This is a genomic window from Saccharopolyspora sp. NPDC002376 (assembly GCF_053593195.1).
Genome location: NZ_JBSFBZ010000076.1, coordinates 12809 through 28467 on the forward strand (window position 1 = coordinate 12809; position 15659 = coordinate 28467).

18 protein-coding genes and 1 tRNA gene are annotated in these 15659 nt (G+C 68.0%); 7 read left to right on the top strand and 12 right to left on the bottom strand.

Annotation, left to right across the window (positions count from 1 at the left end):
* The first annotated feature begins 2 nt into the window (after nt 1-2).
* Nucleotides 3-1193, top strand: a complete 1191-nt coding sequence (locus ACWCO2_RS33055; protein ID WP_450131726.1) for a M20 family metallopeptidase — start codon at nt 3-5, stop codon at nt 1191-1193.
* A gap of 54 nt (nt 1194-1247) precedes the next feature.
* Here the strand turns inward: ACWCO2_RS33055 and ACWCO2_RS33060 are convergent, their stop codons facing one another.
* The 6 genes from ACWCO2_RS33060 to ACWCO2_RS33085 all read right to left on the bottom strand — a co-directional run bounded on the left by ACWCO2_RS33060 (nt 1248) and on the right by ACWCO2_RS33085 (nt 6575).
* Complete coding sequence (locus tag ACWCO2_RS33060; RefSeq protein WP_450131727.1) at nt 1248-2033, bottom strand: cytidyltransferase; 786 nt, start codon at nt 2031-2033, stop codon at nt 1248-1250.
* Nucleotides 2030-2317: a muconolactone Delta-isomerase gene (gene catC, locus ACWCO2_RS33065; RefSeq protein WP_450131728.1), complete on the bottom strand. Its 288-nt coding sequence runs from the start codon at nt 2315-2317 to the stop codon at nt 2030-2032. The genes ACWCO2_RS33060 and catC overlap by 4 nt, the downstream gene beginning before the upstream one ends.
* 3 nt (nt 2318-2320) lie before the next feature.
* The gene (locus tag ACWCO2_RS33070) at nt 2321-3442 is read right to left on the bottom strand and encodes a muconate/chloromuconate family cycloisomerase (protein WP_450131729.1); all 1122 of its coding nucleotides are present in this window, start codon (nt 3440-3442) and stop codon (nt 2321-2323) included.
* A 68-nt stretch (nt 3443-3510) separates the two neighbouring features.
* The gene (gene catA / locus ACWCO2_RS33075) at nt 3511-4362 is read right to left on the bottom strand and encodes a catechol 1,2-dioxygenase (RefSeq protein ID WP_450131730.1); all 852 of its coding nucleotides are present in this window, start codon (nt 4360-4362) and stop codon (nt 3511-3513) included.
* A 23-nt stretch (nt 4363-4385) separates the two neighbouring features.
* On the bottom strand, nt 4386-5960 hold the full coding sequence (locus tag ACWCO2_RS33080; protein ID WP_450131731.1) for a 4-hydroxyphenylacetate 3-hydroxylase family protein: 1575 nt from the start codon (nt 5958-5960) through the stop codon (nt 4386-4388).
* A gap of 45 nt (nt 5961-6005) precedes the next feature.
* Nucleotides 6006-6575 (bottom strand): flavin reductase family protein, encoded by a 570-nt coding sequence (locus ACWCO2_RS33085; RefSeq protein ID WP_450131732.1) that lies wholly within the window; start codon nt 6573-6575, stop codon nt 6006-6008.
* 110 nt (nt 6576-6685) lie between these two features.
* Between ACWCO2_RS33085 and ACWCO2_RS33090 the strand changes: the two genes are divergently transcribed.
* Nucleotides 6686-7510, top strand: coding sequence for an IclR family transcriptional regulator domain-containing protein (locus ACWCO2_RS33090; RefSeq protein ID WP_450131733.1), 825 nt, complete (start codon nt 6686-6688; stop codon nt 7508-7510).
* A 467-nt stretch (nt 7511-7977) separates the two neighbouring features.
* On the opposite strand, the gene ACWCO2_RS33095 is transcribed toward ACWCO2_RS33090, so the two are convergent.
* The 5 genes from ACWCO2_RS33095 to ACWCO2_RS33115 form a co-directional block, all read right to left on the bottom strand.
* Nucleotides 7978-8050: transfer RNA gene (locus ACWCO2_RS33095), tRNA-Ala, on the bottom strand.
* Between the two features lie 98 nt (nt 8051-8148).
* Complete coding sequence (gene sepX / locus ACWCO2_RS33100; protein WP_450131734.1) at nt 8149-8904, bottom strand: divisome protein SepX/GlpR; 756 nt, start codon at nt 8902-8904, stop codon at nt 8149-8151.
* A 309-nt stretch (nt 8905-9213) separates the two neighbouring features.
* A complete protein-coding gene (locus ACWCO2_RS33105; RefSeq protein ID WP_450131735.1) occupies nt 9214-9879 on the bottom strand; it encodes a GNAT family N-acetyltransferase in 666 nt (221 codons plus the stop codon).
* A 6-nt stretch (nt 9880-9885) separates the two neighbouring features.
* Nucleotides 9886-11109, bottom strand: a complete 1224-nt coding sequence (glp, locus tag ACWCO2_RS33110; protein ID WP_450131736.1) for a molybdotransferase-like divisome protein Glp — start codon at nt 11107-11109, stop codon at nt 9886-9888.
* A gap of 97 nt (nt 11110-11206) precedes the next feature.
* Nucleotides 11207-12121 carry a UTP--glucose-1-phosphate uridylyltransferase gene (locus tag ACWCO2_RS33115; RefSeq protein ID WP_450131737.1) on the bottom strand — a complete coding sequence of 305 codons (915 nt, stop codon included), beginning with the start codon at nt 12119-12121 and terminating at the stop codon, nt 11207-11209.
* A 37-nt stretch (nt 12122-12158) separates the two neighbouring features.
* Here ACWCO2_RS33115 and ACWCO2_RS33120 point away from each other — a divergent pair, with 37 nt between their 5' ends.
* From ACWCO2_RS33120 to mscL, 4 genes are all read left to right on the top strand, one after another.
* Nucleotides 12159-12758, top strand: a complete 600-nt coding sequence (locus ACWCO2_RS33120) for a 5-formyltetrahydrofolate cyclo-ligase (protein WP_450131738.1) — start codon at nt 12159-12161, stop codon at nt 12756-12758.
* 97 nt (nt 12759-12855) lie between these two features.
* Nucleotides 12856-13179, top strand: coding sequence for an FmdB family zinc ribbon protein (locus ACWCO2_RS33125; protein WP_450131739.1), 324 nt, complete (start codon nt 12856-12858; stop codon nt 13177-13179).
* 207 nt (nt 13180-13386) lie between these two features.
* Nucleotides 13387-14025 (top strand): SAF domain-containing protein, encoded by a 639-nt coding sequence (locus ACWCO2_RS33130; protein WP_450131740.1) that lies wholly within the window; start codon nt 13387-13389, stop codon nt 14023-14025.
* 90 nt (nt 14026-14115) lie between these two features.
* Nucleotides 14116-14580, top strand: a complete 465-nt coding sequence (mscL, locus tag ACWCO2_RS33135) for a large conductance mechanosensitive channel protein MscL (RefSeq protein WP_450131741.1) — start codon at nt 14116-14118, stop codon at nt 14578-14580.
* A gap of 331 nt (nt 14581-14911) precedes the next feature.
* On the opposite strand, the gene ACWCO2_RS33140 is transcribed toward mscL, so the two are convergent.
* Nucleotides 14912-15082, bottom strand: coding sequence for a hypothetical protein (locus ACWCO2_RS33140; protein ID WP_450131742.1), 171 nt, complete (start codon nt 15080-15082; stop codon nt 14912-14914).
* 196 nt (nt 15083-15278) lie between these two features.
* Between ACWCO2_RS33140 and ACWCO2_RS33145 the strand changes: the two genes are divergently transcribed.
* Nucleotides 15279-15554, top strand: a complete 276-nt coding sequence (locus ACWCO2_RS33145; protein WP_450131743.1) for an antitoxin — start codon at nt 15279-15281, stop codon at nt 15552-15554.
* Nucleotides 15555-15659: the final 105 nt, after the last annotated feature.

Sequence of the window (15659 nt, forward strand, 5' to 3'; positions counted from 1 at the left end):
GCATGCCGACCACCTCTGCGCCGTCAACCCGCCGAGCCGAACCCGATGCAACGCTGTCGGCCCTCGCCCGAGAGCTCGACGTAGCAGGGCCCGACATCATCCGGCTCAGCCACGAGATTCACGCCGACCCCGAACTGGGCGGATGCGAGTTCCGGGCAACCCAGCGCACAACCGAGTTGCTGACCGCCAACGGATTCACACTCGACGCCGAAAAGCCCAGTCAACCAACGGCATTCAGCGCACGCGCAGGAAACGGCCAACTCGTCGCAGCACTCTGCATCGAGTACGACGCACTCCCCGAGATCGGCCACGGCTGCGGCCACAACGTCAACGCCGCAGTGTCCGCTGGCGCGGCAATGCTGCTCGCCCCGTTCGCCGACCAGCTCGACCTGACGGTCAAGGCCTTGGGCACACCCGCCGAAGAAACGACAGGCGGGAAGGTCGATCTCCTCAACGAGGGATTCTTCGACGACGTCCACCTGGCCCTGATGGCACACGCGGCAGGCGAAGACAGCATCGGCGAGTCATCCCTCGCGATGTCCGGATGGGAAATCACCTACGAAGGCCGCGCAGCGCACGCCGCTACGGCGCCCGATCAAGCGGTCAACGCGCTGAACGCCACGATCATCGCCCAGAACGCCATCGGACTGCTCCGGCAACATCTCCCCCATGAAGTCGTGGTGTCCTCGATCGTCACCGAAGGCGGCACGGCGGTCAACGTCGTTCCAGACGTGGCGCGGATGCGGCTCGAAATCCGCGCCCCCCGAGCCGAGCAGCTGCGCAAAGCGGAAGCCCAGGTGTTCCGCTGCCTCGAAGCGGGAGCACTGGCAACCGGCGCCGAACTCGCCACCGAGCCCCTCGGCCACCCCTTCCTGGAACTCATCCAAGACGAAGCACTGATGAGCACGTATCAACAGGCCATGAAGCACCGGGGACGGCACGTCCCAATGTCGCGAAACGCCGTCGCATCAACGGACCTGGGCAACGTGTCGCACGTCGTTCCGAGCATCCAACCCATGATCGGCTACGAAGTCCACGGCGCCGCCCACCACACAGCGGACTTCACGACCCACGGCACATCCCCATCGGCCGACCAAGCAGTACTCGACGGAGCATTCGCCCTAGCTGCCACGGTGATCCTCACAGCGGCGACCCCAGCAGAAAGATCCAGGCTCCTGCGCCGTCTGAATTGACCGCAGGGTCGGTGCTCACCGTCTGGATGGTCGCGGTCGCGCGCTGCGTGTCGATCACTCGCTCAGGCGGGCGAGGAATTCGATGCTCACGGGACCGGAGGGCACGCCAGGAAGCGCGACGTGCGCCCCGGGGGACACCTCGACTTCGATGCTCTGCCCGTTGCAGATTTCGGCGAAGTAGCGCCCTTCCGCGGGAATCGCGGTTCCCGCTGCTACGCGAAGCATTCCGTTGCTGGCGTGTCCGTCGATGCGGTGGGGTCTGCCCAGGGCGAGTGCCGCGGCCCGGACGTCGCCTCGGCGCAGGCACTCCCGGATGCGGGTGGAGGAATGTGGTGCTTCTTCCGCCTGCACCAGGGGAACTTCGTGAGCTGTGAAGCCCTGGTCGGCGCCGAGTTCGTGCAGCGTGGTCGCGGTACCGCTGCCCCGGTGGCCGAAGGTGAAGTTGGCGCCCACGACAACAGCAGCGGTTCGCAGACCGCGGGCGAGCACCTGCTCGACGAAGCGCGCCGGCGGCAGTTGTGCGAATTCGCGGGTGAACGGCAGCACCAGCACCGCATCCACTCCGAGATCGCAGGCCAGCTCGGCGCGCCGCGCGACGGTGGTCAGAGCCGCCGTGTCGCGCGGCGCGCCGACCACTCGTGCCGGATGCGGGTCGAAGGTGACCATCACCGCGGGCAGTCCGAGCGCGCGTCCACGCCGGACGGCGTGGCCGATCAGGTGCGCGTGTCCGCGGTGGACGCCGTCGAAAACGCCGAGCGTGGTCACGCACGAGCCCCGTCCGGCGGGGATGTCGCCGAGGCCGTGCCACAGCGGTGCGCGGGAGGACGTCGCGGTGGTCATGGCTGCGCTGCCAGATCGGAGGGGTGTTGTGCGAGCGGGGTGACCTGGATGGTCATGAACGGGAAGAGCGGGAGGCCGGACAGCAGCGCGTGCAGTTCGTCGTTGGTGGGGACGTCGAAGATGCTGACGTTGCTGTACTGGCCGACGACCCGCCACAGGTGCCGCCAGACCCCGGCGCGCTGGAGTTCCAGCGCCAGCGCCTTCTCGTCGGCGACCAGCCTGTCGCGTTCGGCGGGTTCGAGGTCGTGGGGCAGGGCGACGTCCATGCGCACGTGGAAGAGCACGGTTCAGCTCCTGGTGAAGGCTCGAAGGGCTTCGGGGTTGATCTCGACGCCGAGGCCGGGGCCCTCCGGCAGGTGCAGCTCGCCGTCGGCGTAGTGCAGCGGCGTGCTGAGCAGTTCTTCGCGCATGAGCAGGGGGCCGAACAGTTCGCTGCCCCACGTCACCGCCGGGGAGGCGCAGGCGAGGTGCAGCGATGCGGCGGTGCCGACCGGGCTTTCGATGGACGTGCCGCCGTGGCAGGGGATTCCCGCAGCGGCCGCGATTTCACCGATGGCCTTGGTGCCACGCAGCCCGCCGGACTTGGTCGTTTTGAGCGAGTACACGTCGGCCGCGCGGAGTTGTGCCAGCCGCAGTGCGTCAGCAGGAGTGCGCAGGCTTTCATCGGCCATCACCGGGATCGGCAGAGCCCGGTTGATCTCGGCGAGCGCCTCGATCTCCGCAGCGGGCACGGGCTGCTCGACGAGGTCCACTCCCGCCTCCACTAGCTGAGGCAAGTACTTCAGCGCGGTGAGCCGGTCCCAGCGCGCGTTGAGGTCGACGCGAACGCTGGCCACTCCGGCGAGTTTCTCGGCGACCGCGCAGATCCGGGCGACGTCGGCGGCGGGTTCCTGCGCGCCCATCTTGAGCTTGAAGCTGCGGTGCAGGCCCGCGTCCATCTTGCTGAGCGCCTCTTCGACGACCTGCTCGGCCGGGTCGGTGCCGAGGGCCCACGTGACCGGGATCGAGCGCCGGGCCAGGCCGCCGAGCAGCGTGTGCAGCGGGACACCGAGGGAGCGGGCCCAGGCGTCGTGCAGCGCGACGTCGACCGCTGCTTTGGCGAAGAGGTTGCCTGCGACGACGTCGTCGATGTCGCGCCGGATTCCGGCGATGTCGTCAACGGTGCGCCCCAGCAGCACTGGCACGAGGTAGCGCTCGACGACCAGATGCATGGTCTCGACGGACTCGCCGCCCCACCACGGGCCGCCGGGAACCACACCCTCTCCGATACCGGTGACGCCGCCCGCGGTGCGGACGAACACCAGCAGGACGGGCTGGACGTGCATCTCAGTGCGGGCGAAGCGGTGCGGACGGCGCAGCGGGATGTCGAGCAGAACGGTGTCGATGCGGTCGATCCGCATGTCGTTCATCAGATCCTCGTTCTGTTGAGGTTCCGCCGGGCCCGCGCTCCGTTGCACGGGCCCGGCGGAGGTACTGGTCAGGCCGGTTCCAGGACGAAGTCGTAGTCAGCGCGCAACGCGCCGTCGCCTTGCGGACGGGGGTTGAGCACCAGCTCGGGCTTGGTGGCCTCGGCGACGTCGCTATCGAGCCACTCGCCGCCTTCGAAGTACAGCTGCGTGGTGATGGTCCGGTGGCCCGGCGCCCGCACCAGGAGGTGCAGGTGGGCCGGACGCCACGGGTGCCAGCCCGCGGCGGTGATGAGCTTTCCGGTCGGCCCGTCGGTGGGGATCTGGTACGGGGAGGGCATGATCGTGTGGATTTGGAACCGCCCCTGGTTGTCGGCGACGATCACGCCGCGCAGGTTCCCGTCGGGAATGCCGGGGGCGAATCCCGAGTAGTACCCCTCGGAGTCGGCGTGCCAGAGGTCCAGCTCGGCCCCGGCGATGGGGTTTCCGCTGGTGTCGCGGACCTGGCCGGTGAAGACCAGCGGGGTGCCCTGCTCGTCCGGACGGGAGGGCAGGTCGGCGACAGCGGGGAGCTTCTGCTGGTCCGGCAGGTAGTACGGCCCGAGGATGCTTCCCTTCGTGCCGTGCTGAGAACGCGCGGCGACGTCTTCGACGACGTGCTCGACGAACACGTCGAGGAACAGCGGCCATTCGCCGCCTTCACCGACGTCGATGAGCCACTGCTTGGCGGCCTGGAACTCGTCGTAGCTGACCTCGTGTTCCCGGATCGCGTCGTGCACGCCCGCCAGCACCGCGCCGACGACGGTGCTGACGCGCTCCGGCGAGACATCGGCGGCGGCGTGGTCCTGCTGGCTGGCGCGGAACGCCTCGGTGGCCGAAGCACCGGAACCGGCGGCCGTGGGGGAATGTTCTGCGATGGTCATGGAAATCTCCTCGAAGAGGTGCGTCAGCGGGCCCGCAGCGTGGTGTCTCCGGGGTTGAACAGGTCAGGCACGGTCCAACCGTTGAGGTCGTATTCGGCCATGCACTGCTCGGCGAAGCCCTTCATCGCGTCGGCGCTTCCGGACTGCTGCGCGGAGAAGAGCAGCTCGGCGCGCACGGCTTCGTGGTTGCCCGAGTAGTTGCGCTCGTAGAGCTCGTGCCGGCCGCCGAACTCGCTGCCGATGGAGTCCCAGATGAGCTTCATCAGCTTGACCCGCTCGATGGAGTCGTACCCGTTGGAGCCGCGCACGTACTGGTCGAGGTACGGGCGGATTTCCGGGGACTTGAAGTCGTCGGCGTGCGAGGGAAGGTAGATCAGCCCGCTGCCGAGGTCCTGCATGATGATCTCGCGGATCCGCGGGTAGCCGAGGGTCATGAACCAGCGGTAGGCCAGCCCGTAGTCCAGGTTCGGCAGGAGCGCGCCGTTCTTCCACTCGTCCGGATTCGCCGTCATCGCGTCCGTGAGCGCCCAGAACATGTTGCGCCACCCGATCACTTCGCCCACGCGGGTCTGGATGCCGCGGAAGTCCTTGGTGCCGGTGACCTCGACGCCCTTCATCAGCAGCCCGGCGAGGAAGTCGAGCTTGACGGCCAGCCGCGTGACGCCGTGGAAGGTGAAGCGGTGCAGGAAGCCGGAGCCGGGAAAGAACGTGCTGGCCTTCTCCGCGTCGCCGTAGATGAAGACGTTCTCCCAGGGGATCTTCACCTTGTCCAGGATGAAGATCGTGTCGTTCTCGTCGAACCGGCTCGACAACGGGTAGTCGAACGGGCTCGACGTCGAATCGGCGACGTTGGAGTAGGAGTTGCGGCAGATCAGCTTCATCCCCGGCGTGCCCATCGGGACGGTGCACACCAGCGCGAACTCGCGCTTCTTGATGGGCAGGCCGTAGTGGGCGATGAAGTTGTAGTTCGTGATCGCCGACCCGGTCGCCACGACCTTCGCGCCGGAGACGATCAGCCCGTCGTCGGTCTCCTTCTCGACGTGGATGAACAGGTCCTTGACGTCGTCGGGGTTCTTGTCCCGGTCCACCGGCGGGTTGATGATCGCGTGGTTCCAGTACAGGACCTTCTCCTGCGACTCGGTGTACCAGCGCCGGGCGTTGTCCGCGAACGGCTCGTAGAAGTCGGAGTTCGCACCGAGGGTGCCTAGGAATGAGGCCTTGTAGTCGGGGCTGCGGCCCATCCAGCCGTAGTTCATCCGCGCCCACGCGGCGATCGCGTCGCGGTCGGCGACGAGGTCTTCCCGGCTGCGCGGCGTGCGGAAGAACGGGTGCGTGAACCCGTTGTTGCCGGTGTCGGTCGGCGTGGTGAGCACGTCCTGCTTGTCCGGGTCGTGCAGCGCGTCGTACATCCGCGCGGTCATCCGCACCGAGTTGCGGAACGCCGGGTGCGTCGTGACGTCGTCGATCTTGTCGCCGTAGAGGAAGATCTCGCGGCCGTCCCGCAGGGACTCCACGTACTCCTCACCGGTCATCGGCCGGGACGCGGTGGGCTTGCCCGACGACTGGCTGGGGGTCTCGTGCTCCTGGTGCGTGGTCATGCTGGACCTTTCTTCGTTGAAACGGTCGTTCTGACGGGGAATCGGTCAGGAAACCGCGGCTCGCTCGCGCCACAGCGGTGAGAAGTCGGTGGCGGCGTCGAACCAGCCGGCGTCCGGGCAGTCGACCGACGCCGCCCAGTGGGCCCGGTCCTTGTCGCGGAGCTCGCGGAACCCGCCCGCGTAGAACAGCAGCGGCTCGACCTCGCGGATCTCGATGCCGACGATCTCGCCGAGGACGATGAGGTGATCGCCGCCGTCGTAGGTGCGCCACGGCTGGCACGTGAGCGTCGCCGCGTTGCCCACAAGCACCGGAGCCAGCGGTGTCTCCACCCATTCCGGTTGGGGCTCCTGGGGGCGCCCCGCGAAGTGCCAGGCGGTGGCGAGCTGGTCCTCGGCGAGCACGTTGACCGCGAACGGCGCCCCTGCGAGGTAGGCGCACGCCTTCGACTTCCGGGTCAACGTCACCTGGCACAGGGCCGGGTCCAGTGACACCGCGGTGAACGCGTTGACGGTCGCCCCGTGGGGCTGGCCCTCGTGGTTGCGGCAGGTCACCACGGTGACTCCGGTGGCGAACCGCCCTAGTCCGTTGCGGAGTTCTCGGTGGTCGAGACCCATGAGCGATACCTCCTGTACGCTATGCGTGCAGTTTGAACGCTTTGCGTTCAAAGGAGGGTGCACTGACTCACAGGTTCGAGTCAAGAGGGGAATGCGGGAAAATGACGGCGATGACCACCAAAGAGACCGACCGCGACTACATCCAGAGCATCGAGCGGGGCTTCACCGTGCTGCTCGCCTTCGACGCCGAGCGACCGAACCCGACCCTCGCCGAGATCGCCACCGCCACCGGCCTCTCCCGGCCGGCCGTCCGCCGCATCCTGATCACCCTCCAGCGCCTCGGCTACGTTCGCAGCGCCGGCAGCCGCTGGGCCCTGACCCCGCGCGTGCTCAGCATCGGGCAGCATTACTCCGCATCGAACGCGATGGCCGACCTCGCCCAGCCGCACCTGATGGAACTGGCCGAGCAGACGCAGGAATCCGCTTCACTGGCGGCCCTGGACGGCGCCGAGATCGTCTACATCGGACGGGTGCCGGTGCGGCGGATCATGAGCATCAACGTCTCGCTCGGCACCCGGGTCCCCGCGCACGCGACCTCCATGGGGCGCGTCCTCCTGGCGTGGGCGTCACCGCTGGAAGTCGAGCACGCGATCAAGGAGTCGGGACTCAAGGCGTACACCCCGCGCACCATCACCGACCAGGCCGTGTTCCGGGAGGAACTCCGAAAGGTCCGCCAGCAGGGCTGGGCCATCGTCTCCGGAGAACTCGAAGAGGGCCTCCTGTCCGTCGCCGCACCGGTGCGCGACCAGGCCGGAACGGTCGTGGCAGCACTCGCATCGTCAACGTCCGCCGGCCGCTCCAACGCCGAGCAACTACGCGAGGAACTGGTCCCCCTGGTGGTGCGCACCGCGGGACGCATCAGCAGAGAGTTCGGCCTGAAGACCGACAATGAGCACGAGCCCCCCACCTCCAAAGGATTCGAGGGATTCTTCTGAACAGAAAGTACGCTCAGCGTACAGATTGACCGCTATGCGTCAACGCACGAGAAGAGTGCGCCGCACGCTTACCGCGCCGACGATGCAATGAGACAGGGGCGAATCACGGGAACCAGCCCCTGACCGTCACGGCTTCGTTGGCGCTGAAGTGCCACCAGGCGGCGAGCGGGCCACTCCGCAGACGCACCTCAATGCAAGATCATCGTTCTTCGCCAGGTGAAGCCGAGGGGAATCGAACCCATAGCGAAAAGCCTTGCGCGAGCAGGGAATTTCCACCTGAGAACACCAAAAGAACGTGCCCGAAACCAAAAAGCTGTTAGCTACCCAGCCGGGAACGGCACCCACAGCGAGGAGCCCGGCAAAGGTGCCCGCCGCACCGTGGGGGCCCGCGGGGGCTCGGCCCCCGCGATAGATACGCGGAATGCAAAAAGGCTCGCGCTCTCAGCGAGCACGAGCCTCCCATTGCGTGGAGCTGAGGGGAATCGAACCCCTGACCTTCTCGATGCGAACGAGACGCGCTACCAACTGCGCTACAGCCCCTTGCCTCGAGGACTTGGCCTCTCGGCTTTGTTGTGATTAGTACTCTAGCAACCCCGAAATCAGCATTCGCAGCACCCCCCCTGCTTGGCCGGGAGGTGTCACTCACCGACCGCGCGGCGGTAGGGCTCCCAGGTGCGTTCGTCCAGCTCATCGAACATGGGGTCCTCGTCGTCGATCTCGACGCGGACGGCGCGGGCGGCCGGGCGGGCCTCGCGGCGCTCGGCCACGTCATCCTCGGCTTCCTCGTCGTACTCGTCGTCGCGGAGGTCTTCGTCGTATTCGACCTCGTCGTGCTCGCCGTTCATCCGGGCGAGGCGGCGGGTGCGGACGTCCTCTTCGATGTGGACCTGGCGACGCAGGTAGGTCAGGTAGCCGACGATCGACAGGTCGATGATGCCGTGCAGCCACCACATGACCGGCCAGAACAGGGCCGCCACCAACGCGGTGACGATCGCGACCGCCAGCATGGCGACGACGATCCGCTGCCGCCGGGCGTACTTGGCGCGCGCCGCGAGCGCGGCGGCTTCCGGGTCGAACCCGCCGCGGCCGGGCCGGTAGCGGCGTCCGGCGCGGACGTCGTCGCTGTGCACGCGACGCCACGAGTTGTCCTCGGTGTCGTGTTCTTCGACCGCGTCGTCCAGCTCGGTGTCAGACATCCCGAACGCCTCCTGCACCCTGTCGGTTGTCGCGGCTCCGGGCGTTGCCGGACGCCGACCGCTCCCGCGTCGGACCACTCGCGCGGCGAGCGCGGAATCAGTGGTCTTGGACACTTCCTGGCGGCGGCGGGCGAACATCGGCACGAGCACCACCAGCCACGCCGCCGCCAGAGCAGCGAAGATCAACGAACTGGGCATGCCTCGCCACCTCCCCCTGGCCACCGGCAGCACACAAGTCTGCGATCGCCACGCTAGTCACATCTGTCACTCCTGTGTTGGAGCCACGCCGAACACGGCCAGTTCCCCCTGGCCCAGAAAATCGCACGTTCAGCGGAGTCAGCGGCAACATCGACATCGACGTGTCGCTTTCCGCACCGCTGAATGCCGTCATTCGATAGTCCGTTCAGTTCAATTTCGCCGAAAACCGACAGGCGCAGCGGTGACCGTCAGTGATCAAGATCTCGGACCCGTTTGGCGGTAGCTTTGCCTATGACCGACCGCTCCAGCTCAGGGTCGGCTGGCGCCGCCGCCCTGGATCAGGCGGGCGACCGCGCCTTCCGGGATCTCGTCCGCGGTCAGCGCGTACACGTAGTGGTCCCGCCAGTCCCCGGCCACGTCGAGGTAGCGGTGGAACAGGCCCTCGCGGCGGAATCCGGACTTCTCCAGCACCCGGATGCTGGGCTGGTTCTCCGGCCGCACGGTCGCTTCCAGCCGGTGCAGTCCCACCGGGCCGAAGCAGTGGTCGACGGCGAGCGCGACAGCCGTCGTGGCCACGCCACCCCCGGCCAGCCGCTCGGCGACCCAGTAGCCGATCCACCCGGAGCGCAGCGCGCCCCGCACGATGTTTCCGACGGTCAGCTGACCGGCGAACTCGCCGTCCACGGTGATGCTGAACGGCAGCGCCTGGCCACGTCGAGCCATGCCGCGCAGCGCCGCCCACTGCCCGGGCCAAGCCGTCCTGGCGTTGCGCTCCTGCCAGCCACCGACCGCCGTGGGTTCCCATTGCTGCAGGTAGGCGCGGTCGTGCAGCCGGGTGCGGCTCCACGCCGAGGCATCGCGCAGGCGCGGCGGGCGCAGCGCCACCGCACCGCGCGCCGTGTTCAGCGGGCCGAGCGCGGCCGGCCAACCGGGGTGGCGTCCGATCGGGAACCCATCAGCGTCGGTGGGTTGCATCGCGGCTCACGCGCGCTGCGACAGGAAGCGGACCTGGACCTCTTCGCCCGCGCCGACCTCGGCGGTCTCCTCTTCGACCACGATCAGGGAGTTCGCCTCTGCCAACGAGGCGAGCAGGTGCGATCCCGAGGTGCCCAGCGGTTGCACCAGGTAGGAGCCGTTCTTCGGGTCGCGCAGCAGCTGGCCGCGCAGGAAGCCGCGGCGTCCCTCGGCGGAGGTGATCGGCGAGAGCAGCTCGGCGGTCACGGTGCGGCGGTGCGGGTTGGGCTTGCCGAGCGCCGCGCGGATCAGCGGCCGCACCAGCACCTCGAACACCACCAGGGCGCTCACCGGGTTGCTGGGCAGCATGAAGGTCGGGATCTCGTCCGGTCCCAGGCGTCCGAAGCCCTGCACCGAACCAGGCTGCATCGCAACCCTGGTCACGTCCAGTTCGCCGAGATCGGCCAGCGCCGTCCGGACCTCGGCACCCGCAGCGCCGCCGACACCACCGGCGACCACCACGATCTCCGACAGCAGCAGGCGGCCCTCGACGACCTCCCGCAGCCGACGCGGGTCGCTGCTCATGATCCCGACCCGGGTGACCTCGGCGCCCGCGTCCCGCGCGGCGGCTGACAGCGCGTAGGAGTTCACGTCGTAGACCTGGCCCTGGCCGGGCGTGCGGTCGACGTCCACCAGCTCCTCACCGACCGAGATCACCGAGACCCGCGGCCGCGGGTGCACCAGCACCTTGTCGCGACCGACCGCGGCCAGCAGTCCGACCTGCGCCGAACCGATCGGCGCACCGCGGCGCACCGCCACGTCGCCGGTCTGCACGTCCTCACCGGTGCGGCGGACGAACGCTGCCGAGGGCACCGGACGGCGCACGGTGACCTTGGCCGGGTGCTCGTCGGTGTACTCCAGCGGGACCACGGCGTCGGCCAGCGTCGGCAGCGGCGCGCCGGTGTCCACCCGGACTGCCTGGCCCGGTTGGAGCCGTCGGGGCTGCCGCGAGCCGACCGGGATCTCGCCGACGACCGGCAGCACGACCTCGTCCTCAGCGGCGGCCTGCACGTCCACGCTGCGCACCGCGTAGCCGTCCACCGCGGCCTGGTCGAATCCGGGCAGCGCCTGTTCGGCGACGACCTCTTCGGCGCACAGCAGACCCTGCGCCTCGGAGATCGCCACGCGGACCGGCGCGGGCCGGACAGCTGCCGTGAGAACGCGTGCGAGTTGCTCGTCAACTGAACGCATGGCTGTCGTCCTCTTCCCGCGCACCGAGCCGCCGCCCGGCATGGCTGTCATCACGTCCTGCCCCGGGCGCCGCCAAGCGAGCGCGGTAAGCCGCTGATCAGGACAGTTCGTCGTTCTCCGCGATCCGCTCGACGAGCCAGGCCCGCAGGTCCGGTCCGTACTCGGGATCCTTCAGCGCGAAGTCCACCGCAGCTTTGAGGAAACCGCCAGGATTTCCCAAGTCGTGTCGCCCACCGCGATGGACCACCACGTGCACCGGGTGTCCTTCGGAGATCAGCAACGCTACGGCATCGGTGAGCTGCAGCTCACCTCCGGCACCGGGCTCGATGCGGCGCAGCGCGTCGAAGACCGCTCGGTCAAGCAGGTAGCGGCCGGCCGCGGCGAAGGTGGACGGGGCCTTCTCCGGCGCCGGCTTCTCCACCATGCCCCGGACCTGCTTGACGTCCTCGTCGTCGGTGTCGGTGACGTCGAACACGCCGTAAGCGGAGGTCTGCTCGCGCGGCACGTCGAAGGCGCACAGCACGCTGCCGCCGTGCTGAGCGCGCACCTCGGCCATCCGCTGCAGGACGCCGGTGGGCAGCACCAGGTCGTCCGGGAGCAGCACGGCGACCGCGTCATCGTCATCGGTCAGGTTCGGTTCGGCGCAGCCCACCGCGTGGCCGAGCCCGAGGGCCCGGTCCTGCACCGCGGTCTCGGCGGAGAGCAGGCCGGGCGCGCGGCGGACCTTCGCCAGCAGTTCGTCCTTGCCGCGCTCCTTGAGCGTCCGCTCGAGCTCGGGCTGCGGTTTGAAGTAGTCGGTGACCGCGCTCTTGTCCGGCGAGGTCACGATGATCAGGCGTTGTGCGCCCGCATCGGCCGCTTCGGTGGCGACCAGTTCGATCCCGGGGGTGTCCACGACCGGGAGCAACTCCTTGGGCACCGCTTTCGTGGTCGGCAGGAACCGGGTCCCCAATCCGGCTGCGGGCACGATGGCGGTCCGGAACGCGGTGGGCGTGCTCGTCGGGCTGCTCATGGCCCGGAAGCCTATCGGGCAACCTTAAAGTGAACGTGTGAGCTCGCTGGACGAATCCGCTACGACGAAGGACGACTGGCGCCGCAAGCTGCTGCTCCAGCGCCGTGACGTGGACGAAACCACCCGCTCGGCCGATGCCGGGGCGGTGCAGGAGGCGGTGCTCGGCTGGCTGCGGCAGCACCCGGTGCGGACCGTCGCGGCCTACGTCCCGGTGGGCGGAGAGCCTGGCTCGCCCGAACTGCTGGAGGCGCTGCGCGCGGCCGGGTTGCGGGTGCTGCTGCCGGTGGTGGTGAACCGCCGGGCGCCACTGGAGTGGGCCGACTACACCGGGCCCGAATCGCTGCGTCCTGCCCCCTTCAACCTGCTGGAACCCGCAGGCCAGCGGCTTGGCGCGGCGGCCATCGGGGAAGCGGAGGCGCTGCTGGTCCCGGCACTGGCGGTGGATCGGCGGGGCGTGCGGCTGGGGCGTGGGGCTGGTCACTACGACCGGTCGCTGCCGATGGCCTCGCCGGAGGCGCCGCTGATCGCCGTGGTCCGGGACGAGGAGTTCGTGGCTGAGCTGCCCGGCGAGCCGCACGACGTGCGGATGACCGGCGTGCTGACACCACGGCGCGGGGTTGTGTCGCTACCCGTGTGACACATGCCTGTTTGCACCGGGCACCTGTCGTGAAGCATCATCGTGTTAGCACTCCTGTAGTTCGAGTGCCAAGACGAGATGCCGGAGGTTCGCGGCCGTGCCCACTTACCAGTACGCCTGCACCGAGTGTGATCACCGTTTCGAGCAGGTGCAGTCGTTCAGTGAGGACTCGCTCACCGAGTGCCCGGAGTGCACGGGTCGGCTCCGCAAGCTGTTCAACGCCGTGGGCATCGTGTTCAAGGGATCCGGGTTCTACCGCACCGACAACCGGTCGTCGAACTCGTCGTCCAGCACGGCCAGCAGCTCCTCCTCGAGCGACTCGTCGAGCTCTTCGTCCTCGAGCGACTCGTCGAGCAGCTCGTCGTCCAGCAGCTCCTCGAAGGCCTCGAGCAGCTCGACCCCGACGGCTGCCGCTTCCTGAGCTAGCCAGACCCTCGTTCGCCGACCGCCGTTTGCCGCGGTCGGCGATTTCGTGTGCGCGGAGTGATCGCCGAAAAAACGTTCGTGTGATCCGAGTTGTCCACATCGGACTGGCTTGTCCACAGATTTCCAAAACTCCCTTTCCATCGCCGATCGCCGCTCCTAACTTCGGAGGAGTTCGATCTCCTCGGAGGAAAGGGAGCTGGTCATGGCTTCGAAGGACCGACTGGACGCATCGCTGCGCGATCGCATCACCGCGCTCTTCCGCGCCCGACGCGGAGTTCTGCTGCTGCGCCGAACAGCGGCGCTCGCACTGTTGCTGCTCGCAGCCGCATTGGCAGTGCAGGACCACGGACCGCCGGGTGCCGGCGTGCCGGTGCTCGTCGCCGCGCGCGACCTGCCGCCCGGCAGAGTTCTGTCCGAAGTGGACGTGAAGCACCGCGAGATACCCGTCGACCTGGTGCCGGACGGCGCGCTGCAGGACTCCTCCGCCGCGCTCGGCCGGGTGCTCGGCGCGGCCGCTCGCCAGGGAGAACTGCTGACCGACGTGCGGTTCAACGGCCCGACCGTGGCTTCCGGCGCCGGGACCGTGTCGGCGCCGATCCGGCTCGCCGACCCGGAAGTCGCGGACTTCCTCACTCCCGGAAGGCGGGTGGACATCGTGACAGCTGCCGCCCATTCCGAGGAGAGTTCGGTGCTCGCCGAGAACGCCCAGGTCATCGCGGTCCAGTCCACATCGGACCGCCGTGAGCAGGGCAGATTAGTCTTCGTTGGGCTACCGGAGCGACTTGCGGGCGACGTGGCCGCCGCATCACTCAACCAGACGGTGACCGTTACGCTGCGCTGAGTAGCATCTCAGCGCCGATTACCCCATCTATTCGGCGTTCATCCGTACGTGATCCCGCCGGATCACCCTGTTCCAAGAGGAGCGTCATCCGTGCTCAAGGGCTTCAAGGACTTCCTGATGCGCGGCAACGTGGTCGACCTGGCCGTCGCGGTCGTGGTCGGTAGCGCGTTCACCGCCCTGGTCACGTCTTTCACGACCAGCATCATCAAGCCCATCATCGCGGCCACCGGCGGCGGCAACGTCACCGGCTTGAGCATCCAGCTGCGCGAGGGCAACGAGGCGTCGATCATCGACTTCGCCGCAATGATCAACTCGGTGATCACCTTCTTCATCACCGCCTCGGTGGTCTACTTCCTGTTCGTGCTGCCCATGAAGACGATCAACGATCGGCGCAAGAAGGGCCAGGTAGAAAAGGTCGACCCGACCGACGTGGAGCTGCTGCAGGAGATCCGCGACCTGCTGCGCCGCGAGCAGGGCCTGCCCGCTGTCAAGGGCCTGGCACCCGAGCAGGACGCGAAGGCCACAACGACCTTCAGCAAGGGCCAGCAGAACTGAGCCAGGGCACGGCACGGAGCGGGTGTCAGTTTTGCCCAAAAACTGACATCCTCCCGCGCCCGGTCGGTTTTAGAGCCTGTCTTTGATCCTGGTTTTTGATCCTTTGCCTTTGATGCGCCGAAGGCGCATAACCCACCCTCGCAACCGGCACCGCCGCGGGTGCTCAGCGTTCGCCTGGCGAGGACGGCCCTGACGCCGCGTATTGGCACACACAAGTCAGGGCACCCGCAGACCAGGCGGACGCTGAGGTTCCGCTACCCGCACCGCCACGCAAAACGAGTTCAAAACAGGTTCCCAGGCAAAACTGACTCGGTAGCCGTCGCGCTTCGGGTCAGCGCGGGTCGTGATGCGGAGGACGGTTCTCGCGGTACCAGCGCTCTTGATCGTCCGGGGGCGTTCGGTCCGGCCGGTCGTCCGAGGTGGTTTCCGGCAGGACGTCGCCGAAGATCTCCGCGAGCTTGCGCCGCCGCTGCCGCTCTTCCCGACCTGTGTCGCCGTTCAACTCCAGTCCTCCCGCCGACTACGCGCCCGATCGTCGCAGGTGGGCGCACCCCCATCATCCCGCACTCCGGGAACCGAGCGGGGACGCCACCGATCCCGGATGTGACATCGACTACAGTTGATGGCACAAGGTCCGCAATGCCGCGGGAGCGGCGCCAGGCGTGGCTCACCGGGCGTCAGCCTCGGGAGGCGAGAAGATGGGTTTCCTGGACAAGGCCAAGGAACTGGCGAACCAGGCCAAGGGTAAGGCGGAGGAGCTCGCCGAGAAGGCGGGTCCGAGCGCCGCGAAGGGCCTCGACGCCGCCAAGTCGAGCCTGGACAAGGCCACGGGCGGCAAGTACCACGACAAGATCGAGACGGTCAGCAACAAGGTCGAGGGCATGCTCAAGCGCGAGCACCCGGACGGCCAACCGCCGAAGCCCACCGACGAGAAGGGCCCCGGCGAAACCGGCCAAGACCCCAAGAACCCCTGACCAACAAGAAGAAGCGGTGGCGGCTCAGCACAGAGCCGCCACCGCTTCTTCTTGTTTGTTTTTCGCATACCAAAAAAACACCTCTATAAAACAGAAAAAAACAAA

Bases quoted from the DNA above. Each gene is read 5' to 3' on its own strand.
- ACWCO2_RS33055 (WP_450131726.1), top strand. From the start codon at position 3: ATGCCGACCACCTCTGCGCCGTCAACCCGCCGAGCCGAACCCGATGCA.
- ACWCO2_RS33060 (WP_450131727.1), bottom strand. From the start codon at position 2,033: ATGACCACCGCGACGTCCTCCCGCGCACCGCTGTGGCACGGCCTCGGC.
- ACWCO2_RS33070 (WP_450131729.1), bottom strand. From the start codon at position 3,442: ATGAACGACATGCGGATCGACCGCATCGACACCGTTCTGCTCGACATC.
- catA (WP_450131730.1), bottom strand. From the start codon at position 4,362: ATGACCATCGCAGAACATTCCCCCACGGCCGCCGGTTCCGGTGCTTCG.
- ACWCO2_RS33080 (WP_450131731.1), bottom strand. From the start codon at position 5,960: ATGACCACGCACCAGGAGCACGAGACCCCCAGCCAGTCGTCGGGCAAG.
- ACWCO2_RS33085 (WP_450131732.1), bottom strand. From the start codon at position 6,575: ATGGGTCTCGACCACCGAGAACTCCGCAACGGACTAGGGCGGTTCGCC.
- ACWCO2_RS33090 (WP_450131733.1), top strand. From the start codon at position 6,686: ATGACCACCAAAGAGACCGACCGCGACTACATCCAGAGCATCGAGCGG.
- sepX (WP_450131734.1), bottom strand. From the start codon at position 8,904: ATGCCCAGTTCGTTGATCTTCGCTGCTCTGGCGGCGGCGTGGCTGGTG.
- ACWCO2_RS33105 (WP_450131735.1), bottom strand. From the start codon at position 9,879: ATGCAACCCACCGACGCTGATGGGTTCCCGATCGGACGCCACCCCGGT.
- glp (WP_450131736.1), bottom strand. From the start codon at position 11,109: ATGCGTTCAGTTGACGAGCAACTCGCACGCGTTCTCACGGCAGCTGTC.
- ACWCO2_RS33115 (WP_450131737.1), bottom strand. From the start codon at position 12,121: ATGAGCAGCCCGACGAGCACGCCCACCGCGTTCCGGACCGCCATCGTG.
- ACWCO2_RS33130 (WP_450131740.1), top strand. From the start codon at position 13,387: ATGGCTTCGAAGGACCGACTGGACGCATCGCTGCGCGATCGCATCACC.
- ACWCO2_RS33145 (WP_450131743.1), top strand. From the start codon at position 15,279: ATGGGTTTCCTGGACAAGGCCAAGGAACTGGCGAACCAGGCCAAGGGT.